The 13643-nt window shown below is 66.8% G+C and carries 16 protein-coding genes; 8 read left to right on the forward strand and 8 right to left on the reverse strand.

Annotated features, from left to right (window positions below; all coding sequences use genetic code 11):
- From cpaB to CXQ97_RS02810, 6 genes are all read left to right on the forward strand, one after another.
- Positions 1-765, forward strand: coding sequence for a Flp pilus assembly protein CpaB (cpaB, locus tag CXQ97_RS02785; RefSeq protein ID WP_104179286.1), 765 nt, complete (start codon positions 1-3; stop codon positions 763-765).
- Positions 762-1958, forward strand: coding sequence for an AAA family ATPase (locus tag CXQ97_RS02790; RefSeq protein ID WP_104179287.1), 1197 nt, complete (start codon positions 762-764; stop codon positions 1956-1958). Before cpaB ends, CXQ97_RS02790 begins: the two co-directional genes overlap by 4 nt.
- A complete protein-coding gene (locus tag CXQ97_RS02795; protein WP_104179288.1) occupies positions 1955-3394 on the forward strand; it encodes a CpaF family protein in 1440 nt (479 codons plus the stop codon). Before CXQ97_RS02790 ends, CXQ97_RS02795 begins: the two co-directional genes overlap by 4 nt.
- A gap of 4 nt (positions 3395-3398) precedes the next feature.
- On the forward strand, positions 3399-4334 hold the full coding sequence (locus CXQ97_RS02800) for a type II secretion system F family protein (protein ID WP_104179289.1): 936 nt from the start codon (positions 3399-3401) through the stop codon (positions 4332-4334).
- 13 nt (positions 4335-4347) lie between these two features.
- Positions 4348-5229, forward strand: a complete 882-nt coding sequence (locus CXQ97_RS02805) for a type II secretion system F family protein (protein WP_104179290.1) — start codon at positions 4348-4350, stop codon at positions 5227-5229.
- 104 nt (positions 5230-5333) lie between these two features.
- A complete protein-coding gene (locus tag CXQ97_RS02810; protein ID WP_146069556.1) occupies positions 5334-5711 on the forward strand; it encodes an Hpt domain-containing protein in 378 nt (125 codons plus the stop codon).
- 24 nt (positions 5712-5735) lie between these two features.
- Here the strand turns inward: CXQ97_RS02810 and CXQ97_RS02815 are convergent, their stop codons facing one another.
- The gene (locus CXQ97_RS02815; protein WP_104179292.1) at positions 5736-6506 is read right to left on the reverse strand and encodes a response regulator transcription factor; all 771 of its coding nucleotides are present in this window, start codon (positions 6504-6506) and stop codon (positions 5736-5738) included.
- Between the two features lie 243 nt (positions 6507-6749).
- Between CXQ97_RS02815 and CXQ97_RS02820 the strand changes: the two genes are divergently transcribed.
- A complete protein-coding gene (locus CXQ97_RS02820) occupies positions 6750-8384 on the forward strand; it encodes a cell wall metabolism sensor histidine kinase WalK (RefSeq protein ID WP_146069557.1) in 1635 nt (544 codons plus the stop codon).
- On the forward strand, positions 8385-9008 hold the full coding sequence (locus CXQ97_RS02825; RefSeq protein ID WP_104179294.1) for an A24 family peptidase: 624 nt from the start codon (positions 8385-8387) through the stop codon (positions 9006-9008). It abuts the gene before it with no gap.
- A 106-nt stretch (positions 9009-9114) separates the two neighbouring features.
- Here CXQ97_RS02825 and CXQ97_RS02830 read toward each other — a convergent pair whose 3' ends face one another.
- From CXQ97_RS02830 to infA, 7 genes are all read right to left on the reverse strand, one after another.
- Positions 9115-10146 carry a tRNA pseudouridine(38-40) synthase TruA gene (locus CXQ97_RS02830; protein ID WP_104179295.1) on the reverse strand — a complete coding sequence of 344 codons (1032 nt, stop codon included), beginning with the start codon at positions 10144-10146 and terminating at the stop codon, positions 9115-9117.
- Positions 10147-10168: 22 nt separating this feature from the next.
- The gene (gene rplQ / locus CXQ97_RS02835) at positions 10169-10807 is read right to left on the reverse strand and encodes a 50S ribosomal protein L17 (protein ID WP_104179296.1); all 639 of its coding nucleotides are present in this window, start codon (positions 10805-10807) and stop codon (positions 10169-10171) included.
- Between the two features lie 66 nt (positions 10808-10873).
- Entirely contained in the window at positions 10874-11884 is a 1011-nt protein-coding gene (locus CXQ97_RS02840; protein ID WP_104179297.1) for a DNA-directed RNA polymerase subunit alpha, read from the reverse strand.
- A gap of 148 nt (positions 11885-12032) precedes the next feature.
- A complete protein-coding gene (rpsK, locus tag CXQ97_RS02845) occupies positions 12033-12434 on the reverse strand; it encodes a 30S ribosomal protein S11 (protein WP_019481517.1) in 402 nt (133 codons plus the stop codon).
- A gap of 152 nt (positions 12435-12586) precedes the next feature.
- Positions 12587-12964 carry a 30S ribosomal protein S13 gene (gene rpsM, locus CXQ97_RS02850; protein WP_104179298.1) on the reverse strand — a complete coding sequence of 126 codons (378 nt, stop codon included), beginning with the start codon at positions 12962-12964 and terminating at the stop codon, positions 12587-12589.
- A 164-nt stretch (positions 12965-13128) separates the two neighbouring features.
- Positions 13129-13242, reverse strand: a complete 114-nt coding sequence (gene rpmJ, locus CXQ97_RS02855) for a 50S ribosomal protein L36 (protein ID WP_026531446.1) — start codon at positions 13240-13242, stop codon at positions 13129-13131.
- Positions 13243-13263: 21 nt separating this feature from the next.
- Positions 13264-13485, reverse strand: coding sequence for a translation initiation factor IF-1 (gene infA / locus CXQ97_RS02860; RefSeq protein WP_019481515.1), 222 nt, complete (start codon positions 13483-13485; stop codon positions 13264-13266).
- Positions 13486-13643: the final 158 nt, after the last annotated feature.

The following is a 13643-nucleotide window of genomic DNA, read 5'->3' on the forward strand; positions in this document are numbered from 1 at the left end:
ATGAAATCCCGCCTCCTGGCCGGCGTCGCCGCCGTCGTTCTCGCCCTCGTCGGAGCGATGATGCTGTACGCCTACGCGCAGGGCGCCGAAGCTCGCGCGGTCGAGGGCCTCGACCCGGTCGACGTGCTCGTCGTGGCCACCGTGATCCCCGCCGGCACACCCACCGAGGAACTCATGCCCTTCCTGAAGACCGAAAGCCTTCCGGCGACTGCCGTGGGCGCATCGGCACTCAAGGACCTCGAAGCCTCCGGCGGCAAGGTCACGGCGGTGGAACTGATGCCGGGTGAACAGTTGCTCACCGAACGGCTCATCGACCCCGCTGATGCTTCGGCCGCCAGCAGTGTCGATGTACCCGAGGGTCTGCAGGAGGTGTCCTTCACCATCGAGCCGGACCGCGCAGTCGGCGGCAAGATCGCCCCGGGCGACACCGTGGGCATGTTCATCTCCCTGGAGTCGGGCGGCCTCGAGGAGGCTGCGGATGTCCCTACGACGAAGCTCGCTCTCCACAAGGTCCTCGTGACCTCCGTACAGCGCGCGCCGACCGCTGTCGCCGCTGACCCCGCAGTCGATCCCGAGGAGCAAGCCCGCGCCGAAGCCGAGGCGCTGCCGAGCGGTTCGCTCATGATCACCGTCGCCGTAGACACCACCCAGGCGACGAAGATCGTGCACGCCAACCAGAACGCGACGTTGTGGCTCAGCAAGGAAACGGACGCCACGATCGAGGGCGACTCCCCCGTCATCGAGAACAAGGAACTGTACCGATGAGCAGATTCGTCCTGATCACCCCGAGCTCGGACTTCGAGCACAAAGTACGCCTCGCCGTTGCCGGCGGCCTGCAGGGCCACGTCAAGAGCCTGCCAGCGAGTACCCTCGCGGATGACTCGGACGCCATCCTCGACCAGCTGGTTCTGGAACGCCCGGAGGTCCTGATCTTCGGCCCCGGGATCGCCATCGAGGACGCGCTCCGCCTCGCCATCATCGTGGACGTGAAATTCCCCGAGGTGAGCGTGGTGCTGGTGCACGAGGACCACCCCGAGATCGCCCTGCAGGCCATGCGTGCAGGGGTCCGGGACATCCTCACCCCACTGGCCGACGTCGCCAGCATCCGCGCACAACTCGAACGCGCCTGCCAGGCGTTCGCAACACGCCACCGCTCGGGTCATGAGCTGCCCCACGAGCAGCAGAGCGGACTCGTGATCGGCGTCTTCTCTCCCAAGGGCGGCGTCGGCAAGACCACCATCGCCACGAATCTCGCGGTCGGCCTGGGTAAGGTCGCACCGATGAGCGTCGTCATCGTGGATCTGGACCTCCAGTTCGGCGATGTGGCTACCGGGCTCTACCTGAACCCGGAGTACTCGGTGCTCGACGCCGTCTCCGGAGCCGCCACCCAGGACTCCATGGTCCTCAAGGCCTTCCTCACCGCGCACCCGTCCGGCATCTATGCCCTGTGCGGCCCCCGCAACCCTGCCGATGCCGACCGGGTCTCCTCCGAACAGGTGACCCGCCTGATTCAGCAGCTCGCCCAGGAGTTCCGCTACGTCGTCGTCGACACCGGCCCCGGGCTCACGGAACCCAGCCTCGCCGCCCTCGAGCAGTGCACGGATGCCGTCTGGGTGACCGGCATGGACGTACCCAGCGTCCGCGGCCTGCGGACGGGGCTCGATGTGCTGAACCAGCTCAACCTCACACCGGAGACCCGTCACGTCGTCCTGAACTTCGCGGACACCAAGACCGGCCTCTCGGTCGAGGACATCGAAGCAACCCTGGGCGCGCCCGTCGACGTGTCCATCCCCCGTTCCCGTGCCATCACCCTGGCGACGAACCGCGGCGTCCCGCTCCTCCAGGACAAGGTGCGCGACCCTGCCACGAAGAGCCTCACCGAACTCGTACAACGGTTCGATCATGACTGGCGCGCGAAGTCGCAGCGGAAGCTGCACCGCCGCGTGGTGGTCCGATGAAGCTCTCCGCACGCATCCAGGCGGCGACCCTTCCGGCCGCGCCGGCCCCGGCGAAACCGTCTTCCGCAGAGAACCCACCGGAAGCACCTCGCCCAGCGCCCCTCGCCCCCGCCGTCGTCCGCGAAGCACCGGACAAGCCCGGGTCCGCGAAAGTGGACGTGTTCGCCGGCCTCAAGCAGCGCGCAGCCTCCGCCCTCTTCGAGCGCATGGGGGTCCGTGCCAGCGACACCTCCATCTCCGAGGACGACCTCAAGGCCGTCGCCCGTGAGGAACTCAGCCAGATCATCGACGCCGAACAGGTGCCGCTCAGCCGCGATGAACGACGCCGCCTGATCCAGGACGTGGCCGACGACGTCCTCGGATTCGGCCCACTGCAGCGGCTCCTCGACGACCCTTCCGTCACCGAGATCATGGTGAATCGGATGGACCAGATCTACGTGGAGCAGCAGGGCAAGCTGAGACTGAGCGACTCCCGGTTCAGCTCCGAGGAGCACCTGCGCCGCGTGATCGAGCGCATCGTGTCGAAGGTCGGCCGGCGCATCGACGAGTCCTCCCCCTTCGTCGATGCCCGGCTGGAAGACGGCTCGCGCGTCAACGCCGTCATCCCACCTCTTGCCGTCAACGGTTCCTCGCTGACCATTCGAAAATTCAGCAAGGTGCCGCTGACCGTCCAGAACCTCATCGACTTCGGCACGCTCACACCGGAGATGGCAGAACTACTCGACGCCTGCGTGAAGGCGAAGCTGAACATCATCGTCTCGGGCGGTACGGGCACCGGGAAGACCACCCTGCTCAACGTGCTCTCCTCGTTCCTTCCCGACAACGAGCGAATCGTCACGATCGAGGACGCCGTCGAACTGCAGATCCAGCAACAGCACGTGGTACGCCTCGAGAGCCGCCCGCCCAATACCGAGGGCAAGGGAGCGGTGACCATCCGGGACCTCGTCCGCAACTCCCTCCGTATGCGACCCGACCGCATCGTCATCGGCGAGGTGCGCGGCGGTGAGTCCCTGGACATGCTCCAGGCCATGAACACCGGCCACGACGGCTCCCTGTCCACCGTGCATGCGAACTCACCCCGCGATGCCGTCGCCCGCCTCGAGACGCTCGTCCTCATGGCCGGCATGGACCTGCCGCTCCGGGCCATCCGTGAACAGCTCGCGTCCGCGGTGAACCTCGTGGTCCAGATCTCCCGCCTCCGCGATGGCTCCCGTCGCATCACGCATGTCACGGAGGTGCAGGGCATGGAGGGCGACGTCGTGACACTCCAGGACGCGTTCGTCTTCGACTACTCGGCCGGCGTCGACCACAAGGGCCGATTCCTCGGCAAACCCGTACCCACGGGTATCCGGCCCCGCTTCATGGAACGGTTCGAGGACATGGGCATCACCGTATCGCCCGCGGTCTTCGGCTCGCTCCCCCCGCGCGGGCGGTAGCCGGATGACCGTCCTGCTCGTCGCCGGGCTTGCTCTCGTCATCGGTTCCATCGTGCTCACCCTGATCGCCTTCAGACCCTCGCAGTCACCCGTACCACTCGATCGTCGACGCCCGCCTGTGGACGAGTCCGATTCGCACCTCTCGCGTTTCGCCGGAGCAGCAGGGCGGGCGATGGACGCGTTCCTGCACCGCCACCCGATGCGCTTCCTCAATCAGGCGGTGCTCGAAACTGCCGGCGTGAGGATCAGTCAGGCGGAGGTGTATCTGCTCATGATCCTCGCCGGTGTCACCGGGCTCCTGCTCGGTTGGGTGTTGCTGGCGCCCATCATCGGTATCCTGCTGCTCCTGCTGTCCCCCGTAGCAGCGCATCTGGTGATGTCCTTCCTGACAGGACGACGGCGGCGGCGCTTCGATGTCCAGCTCGGCGATACCCTGCAGCTGCTCACCGGCGGTCTCCGGGCCGGCCACAGCATCCTCCGTGCCATCGATGCGGCGGCAACCGAGGCCGACAGCCCGACCTCCGAGGAGATGCGCAGGATCGTCGCCGAGACGAGTCTGGGCAAGGATCTCCTGGCCTCCCTCATGGATACGTCGGAACGCATGAAGAACGAGGATTTCGCGTGGATCGCCCAGGCCATCCAGATCAACCGGGAGGTCGGTGGCGACCTCGCCGACGTGCTCGACCAGGTGGGGCACACGATCCGCGAACGTACCGAGATCAAGGGCCATATCCGGGCCCTCGCGGCAGAGGGCAAGTTCTCCGCCTATATCCTCGCTGCCCTGCCCTTCGGCATCGCGCTGATCCTGACCGTCATCAGCCCCGGGTACGTCGATCCCCTGTTCACCAAACCACTGGGGTGGGTCATGCTCGGGGGCGCCGCCGTCATGATGACGATCGGCGGGCTCTGGCTGCGCAAGATCATCGACCTGAAGTTCTGAAGGAGATCGACCCATGGACCTCATCCTGCTTATGTCGCTCCTGCTGACGTCGGCGCCCATCGCCTATTTCACCTGGTCCCTGCTTACCTCGGACACCAAGATGCGCCGCACCGTGCAGAACAACCTCACCCAGGGCAGGGGCCCGGCCGGCGCTACCGCCGATCGTCCCAAGCCCCTGCTGCGGCTCGGGAAGCGCCTCACGCCGCAGGCTTACATAGCGAAGCTTGACCGTTTGCTTTCGCTTGCTGGCCGCCCGGCCGCGATGCCGCTGGCGAAGGTCCTCACAGCCAAACCTCTCCTCGGCCTCGTCGGCGGTCTGGCCGGGCTGCTGCTGGTCGAGTCCAACCCGAGCAAGCTCTTCGTGCTGCTCTCGATCTTCATCACGGTCCTCGGCTACTTCGTTCCTGATCTCCTGCTCTACAGCAAGGGCCAGGAGCGCCAGAAGGCCATGGCTCTGGAACTGGCCAACACCCTCGACCAGATGCTGATCTCCGTCGAGGCGGGGCTCGGCTTCGAGAGTGCGATGCAGCGGGCCGGCGAAACCGGCAAGGGCCCCCTGGCCGAGGAGCTCGTTCGGACACTCCAGGACATGCAGGTGGGCCGGAGCAGACGTGAGGCATACCTGGCCATGGCAGACCGCAGCACCATCCCGGAACTGCGGAGCTTCGTGAAGGCCATCGTCCAGGCCGACGCGTATGGGATCGCCCTGTCGGGGGTGCTGCGGACGCAGGCGAAAGTCATGCGAGTGAAGCGTCGCCAACGTGCCGAGGAGAAGGCGATGAAGCTGCCCGTCGCAGTATTGTTCCCGCTGCTGCTGTTCATCTTCCCGGTGCTGTTCATCGTGATCCTCGGCCCTGCCGTACTCAATGTCATCGACACGTTCGCCGGTCAATGAATAAGGTTCTCGGCATCGCTATCGGGGTCAGCACTTCCGCATTTCTCGCTCAGCATCGGTCCACTTATGGGCAAATGGTCAGATACCGGCCGTAGCCTGAGGGAGTGCATTCGAATAGTGCCCCGAAGAGCCTGCCGCTGTTGGACCTGGACGTCCTCTCCCACCTCGAGCAGCAGCTGAACGACGCCCGGCCCGCCCGGGCCTTCGCCCGTGACTACATCACCGGGTTCGAGGATCGTTACCTCCGCCTCATGAGCTCGATCGGCAACCGCGACCTGCCGGCTGCCCTCGACGCCGCCCTGAGCCTCCGCAACTCGTCCACCATGGTCGGTGCCGCACGGCTCTCCGCCATGACCGCGGAGTTCGAGACGGCCGTGTCGTCGTCCGACCTCGATACCGCCCGCGACGTGCTCCCGGTGATCGAGCGGTGCGGGCTGGACACCATCCTCGAACTCGAAGCCCGGTACCTGGCCGCAGGCTAGGCACAGGCAGGGAGCGGACAGGACTCAGGAACGGGCCGACGTCAGCCTGTAGCCGACACCGCGTACGGTCTGCAGCCACCGGGGGTTCTTGGGGTCCTCGTCGAGCTTCCGGCGCAGGTTCCCGATATGGACCTCGATCGCGCGCTCGTCCGAGTCGCTGATGTAGGTGTCCTCGCCGTAGTAGTCACCGCGGACCACCCGCACGAGGTCCGCCTTGGTCCTCACCGCCCCGTTGCTCTTGAGCATCTCGTTGAGCAGGTCGAACTCGCTTCGCGTGAGCGGCAGGTCCCGGCCGTCGAGCACCACGGTGCGGGCGGCCGCGTTCAGGGCCAGGCCGTTGTGTTCGACCATCGTCGAGGCCGCGGCAGGGGCGGCCGACGGCGCAGCCGGGGTGTCCACGGGTGGTGGGGAAGGCTCAGGGGTGATGCGCGGGCGGCGCAGCATGGCGGCCACCCTCGCGCGGAGTTCCCGTGGCCGGAACGGCTTTGTGAGGTAGTCGTCGGCGCCCGACTGCAGGGCCGTGAGAGTGTCCAGCTCGTCCCCCCGCGAGGTCAGCATGACCACGTAACAGGTACTGAAGGCCCGGATCCGCCGGAGCACCTCGTAGCCGTCGATGTCGGGGAGCCCGACGTCGACCGTGACCACCGCTGCACCGTGGGCACGGACCAGCTCGACGCCGGCCCTCCCGTTGGGCGCCACATGCACGTCGAATCCCGACTGTTTCAGCACTGCCCCTACAAGGTTCCGCACATCGGCGTCGTCCTCGATGACGACTGCCACTCCCGGATCACTCATTCGATTCCAACCCTTTTCCGACCTGCGCTGCGATCTGTCCGACCCCCATGATCCCCATTGTGCATGCCTTCTGCAGAGAATTATGCCGCCTTGCATTCCAAAACGCGGGCCGGACTACATAATGGGAGAAGTACGTAGGTCTCAGCGTCGGAAAGTTCTTCTTCATGCGGTATTTCCTCTTTCCCCGGAAAGTGCGTGCCTAGGGATGACGGTGCCGCGCGTCTGCGCGCGGTGGCATCGAGAGTGAGCATCAGCCGTCCGGCGATGCTGTGTCAGGTCCCCCTGACCGTGATCGTCGTCGTCATCGGTGTGACGGCCCCCCTCCTCAGACCGGGCCTGTCCTCCGATCCCACGTTCGACCTGGGGTTCTCGATGGTCCTGGTGCTCCTGGCCCTGTCGGTCGTCGTGCCGTGGCGTGAATTGCCGCGCGGCAGCCTCCTGATCGTCCCCGTCCTCGATTTCGTCGCCATCGCCCTGGTGAGGGCAGGTGCCATGGAGACGCAGCCTGCGCTCGGCGTCCTCGTCGTCTTCCCTGTCCTGTGGCTCATGCGCTCCTCGTTGCCCTCGTGGGTGTCGCTGGGACTTTCGGTGCTCGGTTCGCTGCTCGTGACGGCCTGGCCGCTGCTGGGCTCGTTCGACCCCTCCCAGCTGCGGTCCTACGTGGGCCTCCTGCTGCTCCCGATCGTGATGCTGTGCATCGGTGTCATCATCCGGGTGATGAGTTCCGGGGCGCTGGCCCGCGAGGTCGAGATCGAGCGCAAGGACCGCGAACTCAACGAACTCCTGCGTGCGGCCATCGACCGCGAGCGTGTCCTCACGGCGATCCTCAACACCGTCGACGTCGGCCTGACCGCCGTCGACGCGCACGGCAACACCACGCTGACGAACCGTCAGCAGGAGCTGTTCAACCGTCTCTCCGGCCACGACGACGCCCACGGCGGTCTCTTCTTCGGCGCGGACCGCGTGACGCCGCTGGCGGTGGACCGGCAGCCCGTCTACCGTGCCCTCACGGGCGAGACCTTCGCCGACGAGCTCATCTGGGTGGGCGACGGCGACGCTCAGCGTGCCCTCTCGACAGCCGCACGGCCCATCAAGAATGCCGACGGCAGGATCGCGGGTGCCCTGATCGCCTGCAGCGACGTGACGGAGCTGGTGGAGGCCGTGTCCGCGAAGGACGCCTTCATCTCGAACATCTCCCACGAGTTCCACGCGCCGCTGACCTCGGTGCTTGGCTACCTCGAACTCGTGCTGGAGGACGAGCATCAGCTGCCGGCCCATCTGCGGGGCTACATCGACGTCGCGGGACGCAACGCCGAGCGCGTCCTCCACCTCGTCGCCGACCTCCTCTCGACGGCAGGGGACCGTGTCAGGGTCCACCCGCGCCCCGTGGATCTTGCCGCCCTCATCGAGATGAGTGTCCGCTCCAACAAGCTCCGCGCGCAGAAGAACGGCGTGAAGCTGAAGACGGATGCCCAGACTCCGCTGTGGACGCTCATCGACCCCCTGAGGATCTCCCAGGTGCTCGACAACCTGCTCTCGAATGCCATCAAGTACTCCCCCGGCGGGGGTGTGGTGAAGGTCCACGCGGAGGAGTCCGAGTCGGCGATCGCCCTGCACGTCGAGGACAGGGGCATGGGCATGACGGAGCAGGAGGCCCGTCAGGTCTTCTCACGCTTCTACCGCACGCCCGCGGCACGCCACTCCGACATCGACGGTGCAGGGCTGGGGCTCGCGATCACGAAGTCCATCGTGGAGAGCCACGGCGGATCGATCCACTGCGTCAGCTCGCCCGGCAAGGGGAGCCGTTTCACCGTGACCCTGCCCGTGAACGGTGAAGTGAGCCGCATGCCGCAGGACTCCATCGGGGAGTCCGTCTAGATGCTGCAGCACGTCCTGGTCGGCGTTCTCGCCGCGGGCCTCGGGTATGCCCTCTTCGGGCTCGCGGGGAGGGACCGCCGGACGGTCCTGCCGGGCCGGTACCGGCTGCCCCTCGCGCTGTCCGCCGGCGTCCTGGCGGGTGCAGGGAGCGTGGTCGGTGGCGAGCCGTGGAACGGCCCGCTCGTCGCCGTCCTCGCGGCGTTCGGGGTGCTGCTCGCCGCCATCGATCTGCGGTCCAAGCTGTTGCCGAATGCCGTCCTGGTGCGCTTCACCGCTGCCACCGTACCCCTGCTGCTCCTCGCTGCCGTGGGGACAGGCAACTGGGGTGGCCTGCTCGGTGCGGCAGCCGGCGGTGCGACACTCTTCGTCGTCTACTTCCTGCTGGCCCTCATCTCCCCGGCGGGGATGGGCATGGGCGACGTGAAGCTCGCCGCGGTGCTCGGCCTGTTCGGCGGGTGGGCCGGGTCGGCGGCCTGGCTCGGCACCCTGCTGGGTGGGTTCCTGCTCGGCGGCGTGGCAGGTGTCGCGGTCCTCGTGCTGCGCCGCGGGTCCCGCGGGTCCACCTTCCCGTTCGGCCCCGGCATGCTGCTGGCTGCGTTCGCGAGCCTCGTCCTCCTGGGCTGACGGCCCTCCCGGCAGACCGAGGCATCCACGGCGTCCGCCGCGGTCCTCCCGCCGTACCGGCGGTCGTCGAGCCACGCCGCGGCGTGGTCCTCGCGCGATGCCGCTCCTAGTCGCCTGATCGGCCTGTGGGTTCCCCCGCCGGTTCCACCGACGGACCGGGTGGTTGATCGACTGCTGGATCGGCAGCACCTGGGCTCGCCGCCGCGGCCAGGTGCGCGACGGTTCGTCGGGCCCGGGTGAGGTCGGCACGCGCAGCGAGCTCCCCGTTCCCGGGGTAGGCGATCTCCTCGAGCACGAGGGGGTGCGGCGCGGCGAGGATGGACCGGGCGTCCTTGACGCGGGCGGCCAGCCTCTCGGCGAGCCAGGACGGCGGCATCTCCCCCGACCCGACCCGGAGCGTGGATCCGATGAGCGCGCGGACCATGTTGTGGCAGAAGGCGTCGGCCTGCACCGTGGCGGTGATGGCGCCGTCGTGCCCGCGGACGAACTCGTACCGCTGCAGTTCACGGATGGTGGTGGATCCCTCCCGTGGCTTGCAGAACGCGGCGAAGTCCTGCATGCCGCGCAGGTGCCCCGCCCCCTCGTTGAGCAACGCGACGTCGAGGGGCGCCGGGTACCAGAGCGTGGTGTGCCTGCGGAGCGGGTCCTGCCCTGTCGCGGTATCCGCGATCGCATAGCTGTAGCGGCGCCAGAGCGCTGAGAACCGGGCGTCGAATCCCTCGGGGGCACAGGTGGCGGCCCGGACGACGACGGCGGGCACGGAGTTCCTGACGGACCGTCCCCGGCCCGTGACGCCGTCCGTGAGTACGCGGTTGATGGTGCCGGTGATGCGCCGCAGGAACGCGTCGGCGGGATCGACGTCGCGTCCCCTCGTCATCGCGTGCCATTCCGCCGGCGTGAGGTCGATGTGCGCCACCTGACCCCGGGCATGGACACCGGCGTCGGTGCGGCCGCCGACGGTGAGGCGCACGGGCCGGCGCAGCAGCGTGAAGAGCGCGTCCTCGAGGACGCCCTGCACCGTCGTGAGCCCCGGCTGGAGGGCCCAGCCGGAGAACGGTGCGCCGTCGTAGGCGATATCGAGCCGGACACGCAGGAGCCCGCCCTCCCCCGGGGGGACGGCGGGCTCCTGGATCGTCATGGCGTGCGGCGGGAAGGAAGAATTACTTCTTCTCGTCCTCGACGGTACCTTCGACGACGACGACCTCGTCGGCCACGCCGGCTTCGGCGTCGACCGTGGTGTCCTCGGCTGCGACCTCTTCGGCCGAGGCCGCGGACTCTGCCGATTCAGCGGACTCGGCCGACTCGACAGAATCCACCGACTCGACGGAATCCACCGAGTCCACGGACTCGGGCGATGCCGGCGCTTCGGCGACGGGTGCTGCAGCAGCGGCGGGAGCCTTGGCCTGCTCGGCCTCGGCGACGACGGACTGCTTGGCGGACATGGGCTCCAGCACCAGTTCGATGACGGCCATGGGGGCGTTGTCGCCCTTCCGGTTGCCGATCTTCGTGATGCGGGTGTAGCCACCCTCGCGGTTGGCGACGGCCGGGGCGATCTCCGTGAAGAGCTCGTGGACGATGCTCTTGCTGCTGATGATGCCGAGGACGCGACGACGCGATGCGAGGTCACCCTTCTTGGCGAAAGTGATCAGGCGCTCGGCATGCGGCCGGAGGCGCTTCGCCTTGGTCACCGTGGTGGTGATGCGCTTGTGCTCGAACAGTGAGGCGGCCAGGTTGGCGAGCATCAGGCGCTCGTGCGCCGCTCCGCCTCCGAGACGTGGGCCCTTGGTGGGTGTGGGCATGGTTCTTTCTCCTCATTAGGTGTCCGCCCGCCGCAACGGGCGCGCGGTGGGCGGACAGGTAGCGTTTTAGAGCTCTTCGTCGCCGTAGGTGACGTCGTCCTCTTCGATGGCGGCAGCGCGGGCGGCAAGGTCGAAGCCTGGAGGGGAATCCTTCAGGGACAGACCGAGCTCGACGAGCTTCGCCTTGACCTCGTCGATGGACTTCGCACCGAAGTTGCGGATGTCCATGAGATCGGCCTCGGAGCGCGCAACAAGTTCACCCACGGAGTGGATGCCCTCGCGCTTCAGGCAGTTGTACGAGCGGACCGTCAGTTCGAGGTCCTCGATCGGCAGTGCCATGTCGGCAGCGAGTGCTGCGTCCGTCGGCGACGGGCCGATCTCGATACCCTCGGCGGCGGTGTTCAGCTCGCGGGCGAGACCGAACAGTTCGACCAGGGTGGTTCCGGCGGATGCGACGGCGTCGCGCGGGGCGATGGCATCCTTCGTCTCGACGTCGACGATGAGCTTGTCGAAGTCAGTGCGCTGCTCCACACGGGTGGCTTCCACACGGAAGGTCACCTTCAGGACCGGCGAGTAGATCGAGTCGACCGGGATACGGCCGATCTCGGAGTCGCCCGACTTGTTCTGCGACGCCGAGACGTAGCCACGTCCACGCTCGATGGTCAGTTCGAGCTCGAACTTGCCCTTCGAGTTGAGGGTCGCGATGTGGAGATCCGGGTTGTGGAACTCGACGCCTGCGGGAGGCGCGATGTCCGCTGCCGTCACGACGCCGGGACCCTGCTTGCGCAGGTAGGCGACGACCGGCTCGTCGTGCTCCGAGGAGACGGCGAGGTTCTTGATGTTCAGGATGATCTCGGTGACATCCTCCTTCACCCCGGGAACAGTGGTGAATTCGTGCAGCACTCCGTCGATCCGGATGCTCGTGACAGCAGCACCTGGGATGGAGGACAGGAGCGTGCGGCGGAGCGAATTGCCGAGGGTGTAGCCGAAACCGGGCTCGAGGGGCTCGATGACGAACCGCGAGCGGTTGTCGGCGACTACTTCTTCAGTCAGGGTGGGGCGCTGTGCAATGAGCACTTACATATCCTTTCAGGAAGCATCCGCTATATGACGCTTCGAAATGGGCGGGACTGCGGGTCAGCCGGCAAAGCTGCTGGAACGGCACCGAACCGCCCTGCCTGACCACGGGTGGTCCTGCAGGGCGGTACGGTGACCGGCACGTCGATTAGACGCGGCGACGCTTCGGCGGACGGCAGCCGTTGTGGGCGCTGGGGGTGACGTCCTGGATGGACCCGACCTCGAGGCCCGTGGCCTGCAGCGAACGGATGGCGGTCTCGCGGCCCGAGCCCGGACCCTTCACGAAGACGTCAACCTTCTTGACGCCGTGCTCCTGCGCACGCTTGGCAGCGGCCTCGGCGGCCATCTGCGCGGCGAAGGGCGTCGACTTGCGTGAGCCCTTGAAGCCGACCTCTCCGGCGGAAGCCCAGGAGATGACAGCACCGCTCGGGTCCGTGATGGACACGATGGTGTTGTTGAACGTGCTCTTGATGTGCGCCTGACCGAGCGCGATGTTCTTCTTGTCCTTGCGACGCGGCTTGCGCACCGCTCCACGAGTCTTGGGGGGCATTGCTTCTCCTACGAAGGTATTGGGTGAACCGTTGATCGGCCGATCGGACTAGCCGGGTGAACCAGCGGGATGAACCCCAAAAGGGGCCTCCGCCGGCGAGGGTTCCCTGGCTCGGCGAGCTCTGCGAGCCGAGTCGGGGAGCCGGTGGGGATCTAGCGTCCGACCTTCTTCTTGCCTGCGACCGTACGCTTCGGACCCTTGCGAGTACGGGCATTCGTCTTCGTACGCTGTCCGCGTACGGGAAGGCCGCGGCGGTGCCGAATGCCTTCGTAGCTGCCGATCTCGACCTTGCGGCGGATGTCGGCTGCGACCTCACGGCGGAGGTCACCCTCGACCTTGAAGTTGCCCTCGATGTAGTCGCGGAGCTGGACCAGCTCGGCGTCGCTGAGGTCCTTGACGCGCGTGTTCGGGGAGATCCCCGTGTCCACGATCGTCTTCTCTGCACGGGTCTTGCCCACGCCGTAGATATAGGTAAGCGCGATGACTACCCGCTTTTCGCGGGGGATGTCTACGCCAGCGAGACGTGCCATAGTGGCGGTGCTCCTTTGGTGGTACCGGAGGTCTGAAGCAGAACGTCCCCGGAACGCGTGTTCCGGTCCCCGGCCTCCGAGCCGGGGGTGTACGTTCCTCGCGGAACGCTGTTCTGCCGTTGGGGTGTACTTCTACGCGTGGGGAGAACCTCGGAAAGAGGTTCTTAGCCCTGGCGCTGCTTGTGGCGCGGGTTTTCGCAGATGACGAGGACGTTGCCCTTGCGGCGAACCACCTGGCACTTCTCGCAGATACGCTTCACGCTCGGCTGGACCTTCATGGTTTTCCTTTGCGTTCGTTCTTATTTGTAGCGGTAGACGATACGGCCCCGGGTGAGGTCGTACGGGCTCAGTTCCACGACGACCCGGTCCTCGGGGAGGATCCGGATGTAGTGCTGACGCATCTTTCCCGAGATGTGGGCGAGAACAATGTGTCCGTTGGCCAGCTCAACGCGGAACATCGCGTTGGGCAGCGCCTCGTTCACAGTGCCTTCAATCTCAATGACACCGTCTTTCTTGGCCATATCCTCCGCTAACGTCTATGCCCACCAGTTGCGTGGCGGGCGGGTTTGGGGTTTCGATTGTCGGACCCGCGGGAAGCCGGAGCTTCTCACGCAGGAAGGTCTCCGGGGCCCGATTGGGCACGAAAGCAGAGACAACCAACAGATAACTCTACGCTACA

The organism is Arthrobacter sp. B0490 (assembly GCF_002929355.1).
Lineage (GTDB): Bacteria > Actinomycetota > Actinomycetes > Actinomycetales > Micrococcaceae > Arthrobacter_D.

Excerpts from the sequence above, each read along its gene's own strand:
- rplQ (WP_104179296.1), bottom strand. The coding sequence starts at position 10,807 with ATGCCCACACCCACCAAGGGCCCACGTCTCGGAGGCGGAGCGGCGCAC.
- CXQ97_RS02805 (WP_104179290.1), top strand. The coding sequence starts at position 4,348 with ATGGACCTCATCCTGCTTATGTCGCTCCTGCTGACGTCGGCGCCCATC.
- CXQ97_RS02800 (WP_104179289.1), top strand. The coding sequence starts at position 3,399 with ATGACCGTCCTGCTCGTCGCCGGGCTTGCTCTCGTCATCGGTTCCATC.
- CXQ97_RS02815 (WP_104179292.1), bottom strand. The coding sequence starts at position 6,506 with ATGAGTGATCCGGGAGTGGCAGTCGTCATCGAGGACGACGCCGATGTG.
- rpsK (WP_019481517.1), bottom strand. The coding sequence starts at position 12,434 with ATGCCCCCCAAGACTCGTGGAGCGGTGCGCAAGCCGCGTCGCAAGGAC.
- CXQ97_RS02795 (WP_104179288.1), top strand. The coding sequence starts at position 1,955 with ATGAAGCTCTCCGCACGCATCCAGGCGGCGACCCTTCCGGCCGCGCCG.
- rpsM (WP_104179298.1), bottom strand. The coding sequence starts at position 12,964 with ATGGCACGTCTCGCTGGCGTAGACATCCCCCGCGAAAAGCGGGTAGTC.
- cpaB (WP_104179286.1), top strand. The coding sequence starts at position 1 with ATGAAATCCCGCCTCCTGGCCGGCGTCGCCGCCGTCGTTCTCGCCCTC.
- CXQ97_RS02830 (WP_104179295.1), bottom strand. The coding sequence starts at position 10,146 with ATGACGATCCAGGAGCCCGCCGTCCCCCCGGGGGAGGGCGGGCTCCTG.
- infA (WP_019481515.1), bottom strand. The coding sequence starts at position 13,485 with ATGGCCAAGAAAGACGGTGTCATTGAGATTGAAGGCACTGTGAACGAG.
- CXQ97_RS02790 (WP_104179287.1), top strand. The coding sequence starts at position 762 with ATGAGCAGATTCGTCCTGATCACCCCGAGCTCGGACTTCGAGCACAAA.
- rpmJ (WP_026531446.1), bottom strand. The coding sequence starts at position 13,242 with ATGAAGGTCCAGCCGAGCGTGAAGCGTATCTGCGAGAAGTGCCAGGTG.
- CXQ97_RS02825 (WP_104179294.1), top strand. The coding sequence starts at position 8,385 with ATGCTGCAGCACGTCCTGGTCGGCGTTCTCGCCGCGGGCCTCGGGTAT.